The 18,466-nt window shown below is 63.1% G+C and carries 20 protein-coding genes; 14 read left to right on the forward strand and 6 right to left on the reverse strand.

The genetic code is table 11. The features are described from left to right. Positions 1-92: 92 nt before the first annotated feature. Genes PG881_RS09845 through PG881_RS09865 form a run of 5 tightly spaced genes read left to right on the forward strand, consistent with a single transcriptional unit; the run spans position 93 to position 4,505 of the window. Complete coding sequence (locus tag PG881_RS09845; RefSeq protein WP_270799643.1) at positions 93-1,775, forward strand: HAD-IIIC family phosphatase; 1,683 nt, start codon at positions 93-95, stop codon at positions 1,773-1,775. Further along, positions 1,768-1,992: an acyl carrier protein gene (locus tag PG881_RS09850; RefSeq protein ID WP_270799646.1), complete on the forward strand. Its 225-nt coding sequence runs from the start codon at positions 1,768-1,770 to the stop codon at positions 1,990-1,992. Before PG881_RS09845 ends, PG881_RS09850 begins: the two co-directional genes overlap by 8 nt. Beyond that, a complete protein-coding gene (locus tag PG881_RS09855) occupies positions 1,989-2,753 on the forward strand; it encodes an AAC(3) family N-acetyltransferase (RefSeq protein WP_270799648.1) in 765 nt (254 codons plus the stop codon). The genes PG881_RS09850 and PG881_RS09855 overlap by 4 nt, the downstream gene beginning before the upstream one ends. Next, positions 2,743-3,147 (forward strand): VOC family protein, encoded by a 405-nt coding sequence (locus PG881_RS09860; RefSeq protein WP_270799652.1) that lies wholly within the window; start codon positions 2,743-2,745, stop codon positions 3,145-3,147. The genes PG881_RS09855 and PG881_RS09860 overlap by 11 nt, the downstream gene beginning before the upstream one ends. Next, positions 3,144-4,505: a DUF4910 domain-containing protein gene (locus PG881_RS09865; protein WP_270799655.1), complete on the forward strand. Its 1,362-nt coding sequence runs from the start codon at positions 3,144-3,146 to the stop codon at positions 4,503-4,505. Before PG881_RS09860 ends, PG881_RS09865 begins: the two co-directional genes overlap by 4 nt. Here the strand turns inward: PG881_RS09865 and PG881_RS09870 are convergent. The 6 genes from PG881_RS09870 to pseF are packed head-to-tail and all read right to left on the reverse strand — an operon-like array spanning position 4,487 to position 9,772. Then, positions 4,487-5,233, reverse strand: coding sequence for a class I SAM-dependent methyltransferase (locus tag PG881_RS09870; protein WP_257689631.1), 747 nt, complete (start codon positions 5,231-5,233; stop codon positions 4,487-4,489). The genes PG881_RS09865 and PG881_RS09870 overlap by 19 nt on opposite strands. Further along, positions 5,233-5,493 carry a hypothetical protein gene (locus PG881_RS09875; RefSeq protein WP_010635733.1) on the reverse strand — a complete coding sequence of 87 codons (261 nt, stop codon included), beginning with the start codon at positions 5,491-5,493 and terminating at the stop codon, positions 5,233-5,235. Before PG881_RS09875 ends, PG881_RS09870 begins: the two co-directional genes overlap by 1 nt. Beyond that, positions 5,490-6,785 (reverse strand): motility associated factor glycosyltransferase family protein, encoded by a 1,296-nt coding sequence (locus PG881_RS09880; RefSeq protein WP_257689630.1) that lies wholly within the window; start codon positions 6,783-6,785, stop codon positions 5,490-5,492. Before PG881_RS09880 ends, PG881_RS09875 begins: the two co-directional genes overlap by 4 nt. Further along, entirely contained in the window at positions 6,778-7,824 is a 1,047-nt protein-coding gene (pseI, locus tag PG881_RS09885; RefSeq protein ID WP_270799663.1) for a pseudaminic acid synthase, read from the reverse strand. The genes PG881_RS09880 and pseI overlap by 8 nt, the downstream gene beginning before the upstream one ends. A 6-nt stretch (positions 7,825-7,830) precedes the next feature. Beyond that, complete coding sequence (gene pseG, locus PG881_RS09890; RefSeq protein ID WP_270799665.1) at positions 7,831-9,087, reverse strand: UDP-2,4-diacetamido-2,4,6-trideoxy-beta-L-altropyranose hydrolase; 1,257 nt, start codon at positions 9,085-9,087, stop codon at positions 7,831-7,833. Further along, positions 9,077-9,772 (reverse strand): pseudaminic acid cytidylyltransferase, encoded by a 696-nt coding sequence (gene pseF / locus PG881_RS09895; protein ID WP_039213028.1) that lies wholly within the window; start codon positions 9,770-9,772, stop codon positions 9,077-9,079. The genes pseG and pseF overlap by 11 nt, the downstream gene beginning before the upstream one ends. A 164-nt stretch (positions 9,773-9,936) precedes the next feature. Here pseF and PG881_RS09900 point away from each other — a divergent pair, with 164 nt between their 5' ends. The 9 genes from PG881_RS09900 (at position 9,937) to glf (ending at position 18,455) form a co-directional block, all read left to right on the forward strand. Beyond that, positions 9,937-10,473 carry a GNAT family N-acetyltransferase gene (locus PG881_RS09900; RefSeq protein ID WP_025202506.1) on the forward strand — a complete coding sequence of 179 codons (537 nt, stop codon included), beginning with the start codon at positions 9,937-9,939 and terminating at the stop codon, positions 10,471-10,473. Further along, on the forward strand, positions 10,470-10,703 hold the full coding sequence (locus PG881_RS09905) for an acyl carrier protein (protein WP_257685983.1): 234 nt from the start codon (positions 10,470-10,472) through the stop codon (positions 10,701-10,703). The genes PG881_RS09900 and PG881_RS09905 overlap by 4 nt, the downstream gene beginning before the upstream one ends. After that, positions 10,703-11,452, forward strand: coding sequence for an SDR family NAD(P)-dependent oxidoreductase (locus PG881_RS09910; RefSeq protein WP_270799673.1), 750 nt, complete (start codon positions 10,703-10,705; stop codon positions 11,450-11,452). Before PG881_RS09905 ends, PG881_RS09910 begins: the two co-directional genes overlap by 1 nt. Then, the gene (locus tag PG881_RS09915; protein WP_270799675.1) at positions 11,452-12,822 is read left to right on the forward strand and encodes an AMP-binding protein; all 1,371 of its coding nucleotides are present in this window, start codon (positions 11,452-11,454) and stop codon (positions 12,820-12,822) included. Before PG881_RS09910 ends, PG881_RS09915 begins: the two co-directional genes overlap by 1 nt. Next, a complete protein-coding gene (locus tag PG881_RS09920; protein WP_270799678.1) occupies positions 12,822-13,880 on the forward strand; it encodes a LuxE/PaaK family acyltransferase in 1,059 nt (352 codons plus the stop codon). Before PG881_RS09915 ends, PG881_RS09920 begins: the two co-directional genes overlap by 1 nt. Next, positions 13,877-15,064: an acyl-CoA reductase gene (locus PG881_RS09925; RefSeq protein WP_270799847.1), complete on the forward strand. Its 1,188-nt coding sequence runs from the start codon at positions 13,877-13,879 to the stop codon at positions 15,062-15,064. Before PG881_RS09920 ends, PG881_RS09925 begins: the two co-directional genes overlap by 4 nt. Positions 15,065-15,222: 158 nt before the next feature. Next, the gene (locus PG881_RS09930) at positions 15,223-16,194 is read left to right on the forward strand and encodes a glycosyltransferase family 2 protein (protein WP_270799680.1); all 972 of its coding nucleotides are present in this window, start codon (positions 15,223-15,225) and stop codon (positions 16,192-16,194) included. A 20-nt stretch (positions 16,195-16,214) separates the two neighbouring features. Further along, the gene (locus PG881_RS09935) at positions 16,215-17,282 is read left to right on the forward strand and encodes an FkbM family methyltransferase (protein ID WP_139705021.1); all 1,068 of its coding nucleotides are present in this window, start codon (positions 16,215-16,217) and stop codon (positions 17,280-17,282) included. Between the two features lie 12 nt (positions 17,283-17,294). Then, the gene (gene glf, locus PG881_RS09940) at positions 17,295-18,455 is read left to right on the forward strand and encodes a UDP-galactopyranose mutase (RefSeq protein ID WP_106551493.1); all 1,161 of its coding nucleotides are present in this window, start codon (positions 17,295-17,297) and stop codon (positions 18,453-18,455) included. Positions 18,456-18,466: the final 11 nt, after the last annotated feature.

Below are 18,466 nucleotides of genomic sequence, written 5' to 3' on the forward strand. Positions count from 1 at the left end.
GCCAAAAAAGCTTTTGTTTTTCATGAAGATCAAACACGATCATCCCATTTGTCGGTCGCCGGGATGGTTCCGGTAGCGCAGTGGGGAAGGTCATGACCATGCTTCATCTCAGTGGCAGTTCGTTCTTGATGCCGGGCAATCTCGCCTGGCGACCCCTGGCTGAATACGGCGAAGTACAGGTGGCCCCCCACGGCCAGTGGTTGCAGACCCTGATGCACCAGAGCGCCGAGGCTGCGGCCGGGACCCACATCATCATCTGGCTGTGGGAAGATCTGGTGCCAGCCCGGACCCTGCAGGAGTGGGGCCGTCTGGCGCAGGATGAGCAGCAGCTGGCGGTCGCCGCCTTCGTCGACGCTCTCTGCCAGCCTCTGTTGCAGCATCTGCAGCGCCGCCCGCAGGATCATCTGCTGGTGGGGGCCTGCAGCCATGCCCCGCTCTGTGTCTATGGCCCGGCCCCTGCCGTGCTCGCCGCGCTGGCCAGTGCGTTCGAGCAGCAGATGGCCCGCCTGCGCCTGCAGCAACCCGGCCTGGACGACCTGCACCTGCCGCTCTGGCTGCAACAGCATGGCCGCCAGCACTGCTTCGATCGGCGCAACCTCTATCTGATGTCCTGCCCCTTCTCCATGGCCGGTCTGGCCAGCCTGGCGCAGTGGATTCTCCCCTTGTTGCAGCGGTTGCAGCGACCCGCCCACAAGGTGCTGGTGCTCGACTGCGACAATACCCTGTGGGGCGGCGTGGTCGGCGAAGACGGTGTCGGCGGCGTCCTGCTGGGACAGGACGGGATGGGTCGGCTCTACCAGGCCTTCCAGCAGGCGGCCAGCCATTGGCACGGGCAGGGCATAGTGCTGGCGCTCTGTTCCAAGAATCTGGCGGACGATGTGTGGCGGCTGTTTGACGAGCATCCCGGCATGGTGCTGACACGGACGCAGATCGCCGCCGCCGAGATCGGCTGGGAGTCCAAGTCCCAGGGGCTGCGGCGGCTGGCCGCCCGCCTCAATGTCGGGCTGGACAGCCTGGTCTTCTGGGATGACAGCGAGCTGGAGCGGGCCGAGGTGCGGGCCAACTGCCCCGAGGTGATGGTGATGACCCCGCCGGCCGATCTCTGGAGCTGGCCGGATGCCCTGCTGACGTTGCCGGCTCTGTGCAGTCGCTACCAGAGCCGGGATGACGGCCTGCGGCAGCACTCTTATCAGGCCCAGGCCGAGGCCGAGGCGGTGCGCCGGCAACTGGGCGACGAGCACGCCTTCCTGCGACAATTGGCGCTGCAGGCTGACTGGCAGCCGTTCTCCCCGGGCAACCAGTTGCGAGCCGAACAGCTCAGCCAGAAGACCAATCAGTTCAACCTCTCCGGCCGCCGCTATCAGGCGGCGGAGCTGGCCCGGCTGGCCGCCGAGGGAGGCGACGTCTGGCTGGCCAGCCTGCGAGACAGGTTCGCCGATCACGGCATGACGGCGCTGCTGGTGGTGCGCCCGCTCGAGGAGGGCAGGGCGCTGCTGGATACCCTGGCCATCAGCTGCCGGGTGCTGGGGCGCGGCTTTGAATACTGGCTGCTGGCGCAACTGGCAAACCATCTGCGGGTGCAAGGCGTGACCGAGCTGGTCATCAGCCTGGTTGCCACCACCCGCAACCAGCCGGCACGGGATTTTCTGGCGAGCCTGCCAACCCGGCCGATAACCACTCCAGCGGGGTTGCTGCCGCTGGCGGACGAGGTGTTCCTCAGTCTGGATCTCTGCTCTCTTTCTCTCCCGTTTTTGGAGTTCTATGCCAATGAATGACCTTATCGCGCTGGCACACCAGCAGTTCCCTCAGGCCAGCGTCAATGCACAGTCTGCCCTCGGCAGTTTTCCCGAGTGGGATTCTCTGGGTCACTTCAACCTGCTGTTGCTGGTCGAACAGCACTATGCCGTGCGGTTCGAGCCGCAGGAGCTGGCCGAGTTGAAGAGCCTGGCCGACATCCAGCAAGCCCTGCAGAGCAAAGGGGTTGCCGTGTGAAACAGGCACTCGAGCAGGCGCTGACCGAGCTGGGGATCCCCAGAGGCGGTGCCCTGATGGTGCACTCGGATGCCATGGTGGTGGCACAGTTTGCCGGCATGGGCAACGCCGAGGGCATCGCGGCCTTCTGGGCATGCCTGGAGCAGTGGCTGGATGGACACCTGCTGGTGCCGACCTTCAGTTACAGCCCGATGGCGGACGAATGCTTCGACCCTGCGCAGACCCCGAGCAAGGTGGGCTTGATGACGGAGCTGTTCCGCCAGCGGGAAGGGGTGGTGCGCACACTGGATCCCGTCTTCAGCATGGCGATCAGCGGCCCACAGGGGCCTGCGCTGGTGGCGCGGGAGTGTCACGACTGTTTCGGCCAGGAGAGCCCGTTCGGCTGGCTGGCGGAGCAGAACGGCTGGCTGCTGGGGCTGGGTTGCCACCCCGACCGCATCACCTTCACCCACTACGTGGAGCAGCGGCTGGCCGTCTCTTATCGCTATCACAAGATGTTTGCGGGTCAGGTGCGCGTCGACGGCCGCGTGCGGGAGTGGCAGGCGGATTACTATGTGCGCGACCTGTCGCTGGCCAGCGAAATCGACCTCTCCCGGCTGGTGGCCCTGCTGCAGGAGCGGGGCGCCTGGCGCCAGACGCTGTGCCAGCGGGTGCCGGTCTGGGCGGTGTCGTGCCGCGACTTCATCCTGGCTGCCAGCGAGTTGCTGGCGGCGGCCCCATACGCCCTGATCCGGGCAGGAGGAGAACCCCATGCAGTTTGATCACATCGGACTGGTGGTGCCGGACCTGGCGAGCGGTGTGGCCTATTGCCGCGACGTGCTGGGGCTGAGCCGCTGCTCGGAGGCGGTGGAAGATCCGCTGCAACGGGTCTGGGTGCAGTTTGTGCATGACGACCATGGTCTCTGCTACGAGCTGGTCGCCCCGGCCGGCGAGGAGAGCCCGGTTGCCCAGGTGCTCAATACCCGGCGCAACGTCATCAACCACCTTGCCTATCGGGTGAACAACCTGCAGGAGAGTGCCGAACGGCTGCGCACACAGCGCCACCTGCCCCTCGGGTCCAGCCAGCCAGCCATCGCCTTTGGCGGTGCCCATGTCCAGTTTTTCCTGAGCCCGCTTGGCCACATTGTCGAATTGATCGAGGCACCCATCCCATGAGTTTTTCACCCAAGAGCGGTTATCTGCCCACCGACTGGGACGACCAGGCACAGATCGGTGAACAGCTGCATCGGCTGCTCACCCTGCTGTTTCCGCTCAATCGCAGCCTGACCGGGGACGGGGTTCGGCAGTCGCTGGCCCTGTGGCGCGAGCACTGCCTGCCCGAGCTGCAGATCCATGAAGTGGCCAGCGGTACCGAGTGCTTCGACTGGACCGTGCCTGACGAGTGGAACGTGCGGGAGGCCTACATAGTGGGGCCGGATGGACGCAGGGTGGTGGACTTCCAGGATCACAACCTGCATCTGGTCGGTTACTCGGAGCCGGTGCGCTGCACCCTCTCGCTGGCCGAGTTGCAGCCCCATCTTCACTCTCTGCCCGAGCAGCCGGACGCCATTCCCTATGTGACCTCCTACTACAAGCGCCGCTGGGGCTTCTGTCTGCCCCATCGGCTGCGAGAGGCGCTGCCGGAGGGAGAATATCAGGTGGTGATCGATGCCACCCTGGCCCCGGGCTCGCTCACCTATGGCGACTGGGTGCTGCCGGGGGAGAGCGAGCAGGAGATCCTGCTGTCGAGCTACACCTGCCACCCCTCCATGGCCAACAACGAGCTCTCCGGCCCCTGCGTCGGCGTCTTCCTGATGGCCTGGCTGGCGTCACTGCCAACACGTCGCTACAGCTACCGGCTGATGCTGGTCCCTGAAACCCTGGGGGCCATCGTCTATCTCTCCCGCCATCTGGACCAGCTCAAGCAGCGCACCCTGGCCGGGTTCAATCTGACCTGCCTTGGTGATGATCGAGGCTACTCCTTCCTGCCTTCCCGCCAAGGCAACTCGCTGGCGGATCGCATCGGTCGCCATGTGCTCGGCCATCTGGCGCCGGGCTACCAGGCTTACAGCTTCCTGGAGCGGGGCTCCAACGAGCGGCAGTTGTGCGCGCCCGGCATCGATCTGCCGGTCACCTCGGTGATGCGCAGCAGATACGGCTGTTATGCCGAGTACCACACCTCGCTCGATGACCTCTCGCTGGTGACGCCGGCCGGTCTGGCGGGCGGATTCATGGCGCTGCGCCGGGCCATCGAGTGTCTGGAGCTGGACGAGCGCTGCGAGGTCACAGTGCTGGGCGAACCCCAGCTCGGCAAGCGGGGGCTCTATCCGGATTTGTCGACCCGCTATTCGGGCTGGCAGGTGCGGGAGATGATGAATCTGCTGGCCTACAGCGACGGCAAACTGACCCTGTTCGAGATCGCCGAGATCATAGGGGCGCCGTTCTGGCGGGTGGAGCCGCTGGCGCGGATGCTGCTGGATGCCGGGCTGCTGCGTCGCCTCAGCCCGCAACCGGACTACTCGATCACCAGATAGGCTGGCCCCGGGTTGTGCGGGGTGCGACGGACGGCGTAGCGATCCAGCCCCAGCACCTCCTTGAGGGCCAGGGTCTCCCCCGGAAAGGCGGGCCAGTTGAGCTCATCGAATGCCAGCACCGATCCCTTGGTCAGGTGCGGCTTGATGAGCTCGAGGCAGCGGCGGGTCGGCTCGTAGAGATCAAAGTCAAAATAGGCCAGCGCAACCATGGTCTCCGGCTGACGAGCCAGATAGGCCGGCAGCGTCTCGGTCACATCTCCCTTCACCAGCTCATGCTTGACGATATGGTCCAGCGGACTTTCCGCCTCATGGGCGGCGAGCAGTTGGGCCAGATGCTGCTCATAGCCCGGCGTCACCCCGTAGGCACCGGGCTGGATGGCGGCGTCGCTGCCATCTTGCGGGGCGTGGGAAGGGAAACCGCTGAAGGTATCGAATCCCACCAGCTTGCGGTTGTAGTTGTAGGGTTCATACATGCCGCGAAACGAGGAGAAAAGCGCCAGGTTCTGACCCCAGCGGGTACCGAAATCCATGATGACGCCGTGGACCGGCACGATCTTCTGATACAGCTCGTGCATGAACAGGATGCGGGAGAGCGACTGGCGCTTGAGGTAGAGGCCCAGGTTGTTCTGCAGCTCGGCCGCGGGCAGCGGGCTGGCGTGCAGCAACTCGCTGAAGGTCTGACGGCGTGACAGCTCCTGCTCGGAGGCGTTGGACATGGCCTTGATCATCAGTGGTCTCCTGTGGTGGTGTCGCCGGCCGGGGTCGACAGGCAGTGCACCACTTCATATTCGAGGTAGTCGGCCAGCCCCAGCCAGTCCTGGCGTTCCTGGCACTGCAGCAGGGCGGCTACCAGCCCGGGCGGCAGGTTGCCCTGCTCGGTGAGCACCTCTTGCAGCAGTTCCGGCAATGCCTGACTCGCGGCGACCGACTGCCCCAGTCGAAACTGGTGCGCCAGGGCGGTGAGTCGGGTGATCTGGCCGTTTTTCATTGCACGTACTCCGGGTGATAGTGGCAGCCAGCGATTTCCGCGCCTTCCCGGCTGCAGTTCCAGAACTGCACCTCGGGGTGGCGCGTTATGTAGCGCTCGAGCTCGGTGCGGTAGGCGGAAAAGTTCGGATTGGTCTTGACCCGCCGGCCATGGCCGTCGAGGGCCCAGCTGAGTGCCAGCGCGGCGCTGGGGCCGAGCGCACCGTCGGCCCAGCCCGAGTGGGTGAGCTCGCCGGGAAAGGCGAAGTCGGTGCCCAGCAGGATGACCTGGTGGCAACCCATCTGCACGGCGAGATCCACGGCGGGATGAATGACGCTGCCACCCGAGTGCAGCACGCCCTTGGGGAGCGTCTGCCGCAGTTGCTGATACATGGGGCTGCGGGAGTAGGCTGTCTTGCGCGGCCCCTGCCAGGCCAGCAGGGCTGCCGTGGGAACCGTGGGGTAATAGACCAGGGTGGTCTGGGCCGACTGGGCGGCGGGCAGCCGGTTGCCGTCGATGGCGTCATCTATGGTGACGACGATGTCGGGCCGGATGCCGTGGCCAAGCAAAAACGCCAGCGCGGTATCGACGCTGATGAGCAGGTAATCCTGCCGACGGCGCTGCAACTGGGCCTGCAGGGTGGTCAGGTTGTGCTGCAGGGTCGGGCCGCTCGCCACGATCAGGGCCTGCTTGCCCTGAGCCAGACCAAACAGGGACGCCACATCGCCGTCGCTGGCCAGCAGATCGCGGTTTTCCGCCAGCCGCCGGGTGACGTCGGGGTGCTCGGCGTCGAACCTGGCCCGGGCGAACGGCAAGTCTATTTCACTCACCAGCCGGTCGCGGATGCGGGCGGCGGCATCTTCCACCAGCAGCAGCTCGGGCGGCAGGGCGAAAAAGGGCAGCCGCACCTCCCCTTCGTCGCCGGCCATCATCAGCTCGACCCTGGGGTCCGTCAGCCAGTCCTGCTGGTCCAGCAGCCGCAGCACCAGGGCAAACAGGGCGCCATTCATGATCTTCACTTCCAGCCGCTTGAGGCTGTTGCGCCCCAGCAGGGCGCGCGGCAGATCGCCGAGCCCGGTGCCGTAGAGGTGCAGCACCGGTTGCTCGGGCAGGCTGGCGGCCTGCAGCTCGGCCTCCTTCACCCGGTCGTGCCGGCTGGTGAGCTGGATGCCGTGGAGGCTGAGGGTGGAGCCGAGCCCCTCGGTCAGCTCGGCCGGCAGGCTTTCAACGTCCTGTGCCAGCAGGCGGGGCCAGAGGGCGGGCCAGCGCTGGCTGATGAGCCTGCCGTGCTGGTTGAAGAGATCATCACTCATCGTTGTCTATCCACTCCCAGCTCAGCGGTTGGTTGGCACTCAGGCTGCGGTTGACCCGCTTGCCGATGAGCCGATCGTAATCGGCGGGGGGCAGGCCAAGGGCGGGGCGCACCGACTTGATATGCTCTGCGGTGAGCGCCTCGCCGGCGGCCATCTCCTTGACCAGATAGAGGGAGCGGCGAAACGCGCGGTTGCCCTGTTCACTGGCGGTGAGTTGGTAATCGGCTACCCCGAGGGCGGCATGAGCGGTATTGACCGAGGCTACCAGCTCGGTGAGTTCGGCCGGTTCCATGGAGAAGGCGCAATCCGGCCCGCCGTCGGCGCGGGCCAGGGTGAAGTGTTTCTCGATGAGGGTCGCCCCGAGCGCGGTGGCGGCGATGGCCGTGGCCGATCCCAGGGTGTGATCGGAGAGCCCCACTTCGACCCCGAAGCGCTGGCGCAACATAGGGATGGTACGCAGGTTGTACTCAGCTGCCGGCGCCGGATAGCCGCTGACGCAGTGCAGCAGGGCCAGCTGGCCGTTGCCGTGCTTGAGCGCCATCTCGACCGCGGCGGCGATCTCGGCCTCGTTCGCCATGCCGGTGGACATGATGAGTGGCTTGCCGGTCTGGGCGGCGTAGCGGATGAGAGGCAGATCCACCAGCTCGAAGGAGGCGATCTTGTAGGCCGGGCAGTCGAGAGATTCCAGCAGATCCACCGCGCTGAAGTCGAACGGACTGCTGAAGACCGTCAGGCCCAGCTCGCGCCCTTTGGCAAACAGGGCCTGATGCCACTCCCAGGGGGTGTGCGCCCACTCATAGAGGTCATAGAGGTTGTGGCCATCCCACAAACCGCCGTGGATCTGAAATTCCGGCCGATCACTGTTGAGGGTGATGGTGTCGGGCCGATAGGTCTGCAGCTTGACCGCACTGGCCCCGGCCTCCTTGGCGGCGGTCATGATGGCCAGTGCACGCTCCAGGTTGCCGTTGTGGTTGGCCGACAGTTCGGCGATCACATAGGGAGCCTGCGCCGGGCCGATGGATTGATGGGCGATCTGCATCTGTGTTCAGACTCCTGTGCCAAGTTGCCAGCCTTGCGGCGCCGGCTGCCAAGGGGCAGGGGGCGCTATCTGCGGTGGCTCGGCAAGATAGAGGGGAAATTGGGAGAAAATTGTTTGCAAGCGATGTGCCAGCTCTTGCCACTGCGTGGGCTGAAGTGGCCGGGTGGCCTGCCATGTCAGTCGCTGGCCGTTCAGCGTCAGGGTGAGCAGCGGTTGGTCATCATGGCGTAGTTGCCACTGTTGGCCATCTGGTAACAGCTGATAATCCGATTGTTGCAGCAACCGGGCGGTGAGCCGATCCAGCCCCAACCCGTCCACCAGCTGCTGGCCACGGTGGCGGTAGTCGTCTGACTGTTGTTCAAGCCGTTGCAGAGCCTGCAGCAGTCGCTCAGGCTCGGCCAGCTCGCTCAGGGTCAGCCGCTCGGCCAGCTGAAAGCGGGCGATCACCTGGTCGTTGAACTGCTGGTTGTCGACGATGGACACCGCCAGGGTCGGCAGGCCGAGACAGGCCCGCTCCCAGGTCATGCCGCCGGCGGCGCCGATGGCGAAGTCGTGCCGGCTCATCAGGTCGGCCATCTGGTCGCTCTGGCGCAGCAGCACCAAATCGAGGTCGGCCAGTTCGGCCACTCTCTGCTCCAGCTCGGGCCAGAAGGGATTGGCGCCGCCCGCCACCAGAGTCCAGCGTATGGTGCGGGCCCAGGGCAGCCGTGCCAGGCTGTTGAGGGTGATGAGGCAGGCGCCGGCCGGGTCGGCGCCGCCAAAGCAGATGAGGCCCCGTTGCCACTGACTGGCGTGTTGCCGCGCCAGCTGGCGATAGGCGGGGCGCAGCAGGGCATAATCGGTGCCCAGCAGCAGCCGGCAATCTGCGGGGGTGAGCGGCTGGTAATCGGCGGCGCGGCGCAAGGGGCCCTGATCCAGCAGCAGCTGGCAGTGGTGCGGCCGGTCGGCCAGATCATCGATTACCAGCACGCGGCCGCAGTGGGCGGCCAGCTGGGTTTCAAGCCGCTGGTCAATCTGGTAGTGATCGAACACCAGCCAATCGGGCAGCAGGCGAGGCAGGGCACCAGCGTCATCGAACGCGCTCAGGGGATGATGGTGATGGGGCCGCAGCAACGACAGCAGGTGCGCCGGCAGATCGTGGCAGAGGAAGTGGCACTCGGCCCCGGCGGCGTGCAGCCGATCGGCGATGGCCAGACAGCGCATCAGGTGGCCCAGGCCGATATCGGCGCCAGCGTCTAGCCGGAAGGCAACCTTAAACGTCATCTTGGGCCAGCACTTGATAGAGCAGTTCGGCCAGGTGCCAATCTTCCGGCGTGTCGATGTCGACCACCCTGTGCCTTGGCAATATGTGGCCGATCCCCTCTCCCCCCACCGGGCTGATCCCTCCCAGCCAGGCCGCGCGACTGCCCCAGTAGAACTGGCCGGCATCCTGATAGGCGGGCTCCAGATCCTGGGAGCGTTTCGCCATCTGCTCCGGCCAGAACGGCGTGACCCGGCCCTGTTCGTCCATGCGCACCGCCCGCTGGATCGGGAAGCCGAATTCGGCCACCGTGTAGACGAAGGGAGCCTGGCTGGCGAGCAGGCGAGCGTGGGCGGCGCGCAGGTCGGCGGCCTGGATCAGCGGCACGGTGGCATAGATGCAGCAGTAGTGCTCTGCCTGGATGCCGAGCTGGTCGAGCCGCTGGATGGTGTCGATCACCACCGGGGTGGTGCCGGTATGGTCATCGGCCAGCGCGGCGCCCCGCAGGAAGGGCACGTCAGCCCCGAGGCGACGGGCCACCTCGGCGATCTCCGGGTCATCGGTGGAGACCACCACCCGACTGAAACAGCCCGAGTCTCTGGCCGCCTCAATGGCGTAGGCAATCATGGGCAAGCCGCAGAAGGGACGGATGTTCTTGCGGGGAATGCGCTTGCTGCCGCCCCGTGCCGGGATGATGGCGATGGCCATGATGCTCTCTCCCTGAGGAGCCCGACGTGGTCGCCGGGCCGGATAATTGATGACAACTCGTTGATTATTTTTGAGATTATACCGAGTTTTCATCTTATATTATTGAGCTTTGCTACGGAATTGCCCGGCGATGGTCGATAACATGGGCAAGTGATGGGACGTCTTTGGTATTGAACATGAGTTATGGTGTCGAATTGCGCCCGCTCCAGCCCTGGGATCTGCCCACTCTGCGACGCTGGCGCAACCAGGACGAGGTGCGGTTGCAGATGGTGGAGCAGGCGCTCATCTCCCCCCGCCAGCAACGGCAGTGGTTCGTCAGCAGCCTGGAACGGCCTGACCAGCAGCACTGGGTGCTCTGGTGCCGCGGCCTGCGGGCCGGCTACGTCAACCTGAAAGGGGAGGCGCGGCAATCGCTGCAGGGACAGCCGGTGGCCGATGCCGGTCTCTATCTGGGCCGCTCCAGCGTGCGCCACCCCATGCTGGCCGTCGCCGCCGCCCTGTCACAGCTCGATCAGGGCTTCGATACCTTCGAGCTCGGCTGCATCCGCACCCTGGTGCGCACCGGCAATGACGCCGCCCTGCGCCTCAATGCGCAGCTCGGCTATCGCCAACAGGGGCAACAGGGCGACTTCATCGCGCTTGAACTGCAGCCCGCCGACTATTATGCCGCCCGAGAACGGCTACGGAGATTTTTCAGATGACTACAGCGTTGGAACAGGTTTTTGCCGATGCCCTCGGCATCGACGTCGGCAGCGTCAGCGACCAGCTGGCCTACAACAGCATTCCCCAGTGGGACTCCGTCGCCCACATGGGCCTGATCGCCCAGCTGGAGGACTGCTACGGCGTGCTGCTCGATACCGATGACATCATCGACATGAGCTCGGTCGCCAAGGCGCGGGAGATCCTCGCCAAGTACGGGATCGCCCTCTGATGCAGGGGCTGCTGCAAGGCAAGCGGGTGTTGATCACCGGCGCCGGGCGCGGCATCGGGCTCGCCATTGCCCGGTTGTTTGCCGCGCAGGGGGCCGAGCTGTGGCTGGCGGGGCGTGACGAGGCGGCCCTGAGCCGGCTGGCCGATGAACTCGGCGCCGAGTTCGGCGTGTCTTGTCACTCGCTCTGTGTCGATGTGGCACAGCCGCAGGCAGTCAAGCAGGCCTTTCAGCAGCTGTTTGCCCAGACGCGCCAGCTGGACGTGCTGGTCAACAATGCCGGCATGCTGGAAGAGGGGCTGCTCGGCATGGTCAACCAGGCCCAGCTGGAGCAGACCTTCAGCCACAACACCTTCAGCGTGGTCTATTGCAGCCAGTATGCCGCCCGCCTGATGCAGCGCAGCGGTGGCGGCAGCATCATCAATCTGGCCTCCCTGATGGGGCGGGTAGGTGCGGCCGGGCTTTGCAGCTATGCCGGCAGCAAGGCGGCGGTGATCGGCATCACCCAGTCGCTGGCCAAGGAGCTGGCTGCCAGCCAGATCCGGGTCAATGCCATCGCCCCCGGCTTCATCGACACCGAGATGGCCCACGCCATCCCGGACGACAAGTTCGCCGAGCGGCTCGCCAGCATCGCCATGGGGCGCATCGGCACGCCGGACGAAGTGGCCAAGGTCGCGCTGTTTCTCGCCTCCGACTTGTCGAGTTACGTGACCGGTCAGGTCATCGGCGTGGATGGGGGCATGACGATCTGATGGATCACGCGCACGCACTGCTCGCCCACCTGCGGGAAGACAACCCGGCGCCGGCCTGGCGCGACCCGCAAGAGGGCTGGCTCTCCTACGGCGAGCTGGCACGGCGGGTGGCGCGGCTGGCGGCCGGCTATCCGGACGAGCGCAGCCTGGTCTATCTGCCCTTTTTCACCCGCACCGCCCACCTGCTGCACTATCTGGCCGCGCTCAAGCTGGGGCATGTCGTGATGCTGGCAGACCCGGCCCTCCCAGCGAGCCAGCACGATGCCAGCTGCCGGCAGTTTGGCGTGAGCTGGCGGGTCAATGACGCCGGTCAGCTGGAGCGGCTTGCCGCGACGACGCCCACCCTGCACCCGGAACTGTCAGTATTGCTGCCGACCTCGGGCAGCACCGGCAGCGCCAAGTGGGTGCGGCTGTCGGGGCGCAATCTGGCTGCCAACGCCACCTCCATCGCCGACTATCTGACGCTGACGGCGGCCGAGCGGGCCATCACCAGCCTGCCGCTGTACTACTCCTACGGCTTGTCGGTGCTCAACAGCCATCTGCTGGTGGGCGCCTCCCTGGTGCAGCACGAAGGGAGCGTGCTGGAGCGCGACTTCTGGCAGCAGGTCGATCTGCACGAGGTGAGCAGCTTTGCCGGAGTACCCTTTACCTATCAGATGCTGGCCCGGCTGCGCTTTGACTGGGCCCGCTACCCCTCGTTGCAAACCCTGACTCAGGCGGGCGGGCGTTTAGAGCCCGCGCTGGCGCAGCAGTTTGCCGAACAGGCCCTGCGGCTGGGGCGGCGCTTCTTCGTCATGTATGGCCAGACAGAGGCGACCGCGCGCATGGCCTGGCTGGCGGCGCACGAGGTGGTCACCCATCCGGATGCCATCGGCCGCGCCATTCCCGGAGGCCACTTCGCCTTGCGCGAGCTGGAGGGGGGCAAGCCCGGGGAGGGGGAGCTGGTCTATCGCGGCGACAACGTCATGTTGGGCTATGCCACTACCGTCGAGGATCTGGTGCAGGGCGCCCTGCTGCAGGAGCTGGCCACCGGCGATCTGGCTCGCAGTGACGAGGCGGGCCGCTACTACATCTGCGGCCGTCTCAGTCGTTTTCTCAAGTTGTTCGGCAAGCGGATCAGCCTGGCAGAGGTCGAGAGCCAGCTCCATCGCTGGGGCTGGTCGGGGGCGTGCGGCGGGCGTGATGACAGCCTGCTGGTGGCCGTCGAGCCTCGCGGTGACCAGCCGACCGACGGCTTGCAGCGCGAGCTGGCGCAGTGGCTGCAGGCCCCGCCGCGGGCGGTGCAGGTGGTGCAGGTGACGCAACTGCCGCGCACCGCCAATCACAAGATTGACTACGCCGCTCTGGCCAGACTGGCGGGGGAGGCGTGATGGAGCACTTGCTGAGCGCGCCGGTCTTCGCCCTGCCCCAGGCCGCCAAACAGGCGCTGCTGCTGGCGCGTCTCAACGCGCTGACTGCGTACCATCAGGCGCACTGCACGGCCTATGACAATGTGCTGCAAGCCTTCGGCTGGACAGCCGCAGCGACCGACTACGATGCGCTGCCCTACCTGGCGGCCCGGCTGTTCAAACTGGCCCAGTGGCAGAGCGTGCCGCAGAGCGAGGTGTTCAAGGTGCTCACCTCGTCGGGCACCACGGGTTCACCATCACGGATCGTGCTGGACAGGGAGACCGCCGCCCTGCAGAGCAAGGTGCTGGTGAAGATCCTGCAGGAGTTTGTCGGCAAGCAGCGCCTGCCCATGCTGCTGGTGGAGCAACCCGCCCTCATCCAGAACCGCAGCGGCTTTTCGGCGCGCGGCGCGGGCGCGCTGGGGCTCTCTTTCCTCGGCCGTGATCATACCTATGCTCTCGACGAGCAGATGCGGCCCAACTGGCCGGTGATAGAGGCTTTTTGTGACAAATATGCCGGCCAGCCGGTGCTGCTGTTCGGTTTCACCTTCATGGTCTGGCAATGCCTGCTGGAACCGCTGCGCGAGCGCGGCCTGCAACTACCGCTGACGCAGGGCATTTTGTTTCACAGCGGCGGCTGGAAGAAGCTGCAGCACCTGGCGATGGACAATCCTGCCTTCAAGGCCCGTTGCCGCGAACAGCTGGGGCTGGGTCGGGTACACAACTTCTATGGCATGGTGGAGCAGGTGGGCTCCATCTTCGTCGAGTGCGAGCAGGGACACCTGCATGCTCCCGTGTTTGCCGATGTACAGGTGCGCGATCCGCTCACCCATCAGCCGCTCGGGATTGGCAGTCCAGGCCTGCTGCAGGTGCTCTCCGCCATCCCCGGCAGTTATCCCGGCCACAGCCTGCTGAGCGAGGATCTCGGCGTGCTGCTGGGAGAGGATGACTGCCCTTGTGGCCGCCATGGCCGTTATTTTCACGTAGCGGGACGCCAGCAAGGCGCCGAGGTGAGGGGATGCAGCGACACCTTCCAATGACCCCGTCCGGGGCGACCACCGGGCTCTGGCAGGAGGGGCCGGCGGTCGGCTTCGTGGCGCCGACGGCGGGCTGGCAAACCTTCAGCCCGCAGCCCTTGCCCTGCTTTGCCCCCGTCATCTGCGACTTCGTGGCGGCGCTGTCGGCCCGCCTGCAGCAGGAGGGGCGTCGTCACCCCGATCTGGCCGCGTTCGGTTTCTGGCTGCGGCCGCGCCAGCTGGCTAGAGAACAGCTGCGCTTGCAGGGACGGGGGCCGCTGGGGGTCACCTTTCACCTGGTGCCCTCCAACGTGCCGACGGTGGCTTTCTACTCCTGGTTGGTGGCTCTGTTGATGGGCAACCCCTGCGTGGTGCGGCTGTCGTCACGCCGCGCTCCGCAGCAGGAGGCCATGCTGGCGATCCTCAACGAACTGTTCAGCCTCGGTGAATGGCAAGAGATCGCTGCCCGTACCCGCTTTATTCGCTATGAGCACGACGAGGGCATCACCGCCTGGCTGTCGGCGCGCTGCCGGCTGCGCATCATCTGGGGTGGCGACGAGACCATTCGCCAGGTGCGAGCCATTCCCCTGGCCCCCATGGCACAGGAAGTGGTGTTTCCGGATCGCCGCTCGATGGCGGTACTCGACAGCCGCTGGCTGGCCGGGCTGGAGCCGCAAGAGTGGCAACGGATGCTGGATGCCTTGCAGCAGGACTGCACCCGTTTCAACCAGCAGGCCTGCGCCTCACCAACCACCTTCTGCTGGCTGGGTGAACCCGATGAGGGACTGCGCCGCCGCTTGCTGGAAGCCCTGTTTGCTCCCTTTGCCGCCGATCCCGCCCTGGTGATGGAACGACTCATCCACAGTCAACAAAATGCCGCCGAGCAGGGAGGAATGAAGGTGACCTGCTTGCCCGGCGTCACCTTATTGACTCCGACCAGCACGCTGCGGCTCGCACACGTCGGAGGAGGTACAGTTGCCGAATTTGTGGCCGATACCCTGAATGAGCTGCTGGCACAGCCCTGGGACATGCAGACCTGCGTCTGGGTCGGCGGTGACAGGGCCGGGGTCGAAGCGGCGCTGCCGACTGCCCCCACCTGCCGGATTGACCGGGTGGTGGCGCCGGGACAGGCGCTCGCATTCGAATGGCACTGGGATGGCATCGACATGCTGCAACTGTGCAGCCGTGGCCTCAGCCGACGTGAATAATCGGGTGTGGCTCACATAAATCCCGCAGCTTCAATGGATTAGCTTGGTCAGGCATAGCTCTTGCAGTAAAACCTGACAGAGAGGGAGAAGGGTTGACAGGGACCGTGCGGTAGCCTTGCCCATTTTCTCCCATCCGCTTCTTTTCTATTCATTTTCCCTTGGATTTCCCTATGAAAGTCAGCGTATTGGTGCCCGTCTACAATCTGGCGCGCTTCATCGAACCCTGCCTGCTCAGCCTGCTCGAGCAGCAGACGGATTTCGAGTTCGAGGTGATCGCCATCGATGACGGCTCGAGTGATGACTCCTGGTCCATCATGCAGCGGCTGGCACGGCAGTGGCCGGCCCTGCGGGCCCTGCAAAACGAACAGAACATGGGGCTGGCCAGAACCCAGAAGCGGCTGCTTGGTGAAGCAAAAGGGGCCTACCTTGCCTATGTGGATGGCGACGATCTGGCTTTGCCGGGCAAGCTGCAGCGTCAGGCCGACTATCTGGACGTGCACCCCGGCTGCACGCTTTGCTATCACGAGGCGGAGATGTTCGATGATGAGACCGATGCGCGCATCAAGTTCTTCACCCGCGATTACTACAATGCCCGTTACCTCGAACCCGTGATGACGCGGGAGGCGCTGATCCGCTTCGGGGTCTTCGTCAATGCCAGCTCCATCATGTTCCGCCACTATGACGGCATGACTGATGCCATCGATGAAGGGTGCAAGATCATTCTCGATTACCCCTGGCACATCCTGAATCTCTCCCTCAATCCGGGCACCCTGGATTTCATCCCCGAGCTGCTGGGGCGTTATCGCTTTCATACCCAGAGCTTCGGCGGGCAGACCCGCAAGTCGGCAGAGCGGCGTGAGCAGTCGCTGCGCGATCTGCTGCGCGCCTGTGACAATGCGGCTGCGTTTGGCGCTGACCCGGTGGTCATTGCTCAGGGGCGTGCCCATCACTACTACTCTGCCGCGCTCTACTTTTTGCGGCAGGATGACGTCGCCCGCTTCACACAGCTCATCGATCAGTCGGTGGTAGAGGTTGCGGAGTTGGCGCCAGGCTGGTTCTTCGACGAGCGGCATCAACTGGCGTGGGAAGAACGGAAGACCCCGAAATCAGTATTCGCACGGTTGTTTTAACATCAGCCAAGAGGACTTAAATGAATAATGTGTTTTCCCAACAAGTTGAGCTCTTGTATATAAAGAGCAATAGACTAATAGATCTAATAGAAAACCGAGCTGTATTTGGAATTTTTGGAACAGGCCAGCTTGCTCAGAATTGTTATGATCAACTTATAAAGTTTGGGCATACGGCATCCTATTTTGTAGGTAGAAATGAAGATGAAGGTATATTTATGAACCTTCCGCTTAAGACTATAAAATATATCTCCTCAAAAACAGCACCTTTACTGATCGCATCTACATGGGCAAAAGAAATAACGCTAGATTTAAGACGTGCTGGGTTTGTAGGGGAAGTGTTTGTTATAGATCCTTTTGTTACTGTATTTGAACGCATGACAATTACTGATAAGAATGAGCTAATCAATTTTTATTCATCATTAGAAGATGATGCTTCTAAGAAAAGTTTGATTGACCTCATTTCCTTCCGTTGTGGTAATGTAGATAGTATATCCGTTAGTAGCTATCCACAATATATGTCACCCAATGTTGGATATTCAACCGCTGATATAATTATTGATGGCGGGGCATACATTGGCGATACGATTAAAAGCTTGGATGAGCACAATATTATTGTGCGAGAAATTCATGCTTTTGAACCAGATTCAGAAAATTTTCAAGCTCTGCTCCGTTATGGAGATAAAACAAAGTTAAAAGTGGTATCTAACAATTTAGGCTTATGGTCATCAGCACAAGAGCTCAATTTTTCGGATAATGATACCATCTCGTATGGACGAAGAGTCGATGAAAAAGGCGAGGTGGCTATCAATGCGATTAGCATTGATGACTATGTAAAGTCGAATGGCATAGCTCCAACGGTTATCAAACTAGATATTGAGGGCGCTGAAATGCATGCTCTTGTGGGGGCAAAAAATACAATTACTACTCGAAAACCAAAATTAGCGATCAGTCTTTATCACTGTCAAGCGGATTTATGGCGTATACCAGAGTATATAAAGTCACTTAATCCAGATTATCTTTTTTATTTGGGGCATCATAGAAACAACTGGATGGAAACAGTGCTATATGCCCAAAGCAAAAATTCTTAGAGCAAAATATAAATGAAATATCAGGCAATCGTCATTGGCGCCGGGCTTTCGGGCGCCGTCATGGCTGAACGAATGGCCAGCCAGCTTGGCTGGAAGGTGCTGGTGCTGGAACAGCGCGACCACATCGGGGGCAACTGTTTCGACGAGTATGACAAGCATGGGGTGCTGATCCATCGCTATGGGCCGCACCTCTTCCATACCGACAGCAAGGAAGTGTGGGATTACCTGTCGCAGTTTACCGAGTGGTTGCCTTACGAGCATCGCGTGCTGTCGCGCATCGATGGGCAACTGGTGCCTATCCCGTTCAACCTGACCAGCATCGAACGCTGTTTCCCCGCCGAGAAGGCCGGCGCCATGATTGAGGCCCTGCGTACCCGGTTCGGGGATGGCGCCAGAGTGCCGATTCTCGAACTGCGCAAGGAGCAGTCTCCCCTGCTGGGTGAACTGGCGGATTTCATCTATCAGAAGGCGTTCGTCAACTACACCAGCAAACAGTGGGGAGTCCCCCCCGAGCAGATCTCCCCCGAGGTGACGGCGCGGGTACCTGTGGTGGTCAGCCGGGATGATCGCTACTTCACCGACCCCTGGCAGGCGGTGCCGGCCGTAGGCTATACCGCCATGTTTGAGCGCATGCTTGCGCATCCGCTGATTGACGTGAGGCTGTCGACCCCCATGGCAGAGCACGTCAGGCTGGATTGGCAGCAGAAGCGGGTGCTGCTGGATGGCGAGCAATTTGATGGCCCCTTGATCTATACCGGGATGCTGGATCATCTGCTGCCGGCAGAGGGGAATTACCTGCCATATCGTTCACTGCGTTTTGAGCATCGCCATCTGGCACTGGAGCAATTTCAACCGGTCACCACCGTCAATTATCCAAATGAAGAAGCCTTCACACGGATCACCGAGTTCAAGCATTTCAGCGGGCAGGTACATCCCGGTACCAGCATCGTTTACGAATATCCCTGTGACTATCAGCTAGAACAGGGGCTAGAGCCCTACTACCCGCTGTTTACCGATGTAGCCAAACAGCATTATCAAGCGTGCCGTGATGAGTTGACCCGATTCCCGCAGCTGATTGCTTTGGGCCGCCTTGCCGAATATCGCTATTTTGATATGGATGATGCGGTGAACAATGCGTTGAATCACTTTGCCAAGCACACGACAACTCTTTGAACCTTGGATAC

Origin of the sequence: Aeromonas sp. QDB54, assembly GCF_027707385.1 — a bacterium.
GTDB classification, from domain to species: Bacteria; Pseudomonadota; Gammaproteobacteria; order Enterobacterales; family Aeromonadaceae; genus Aeromonas; species Aeromonas hydrophila.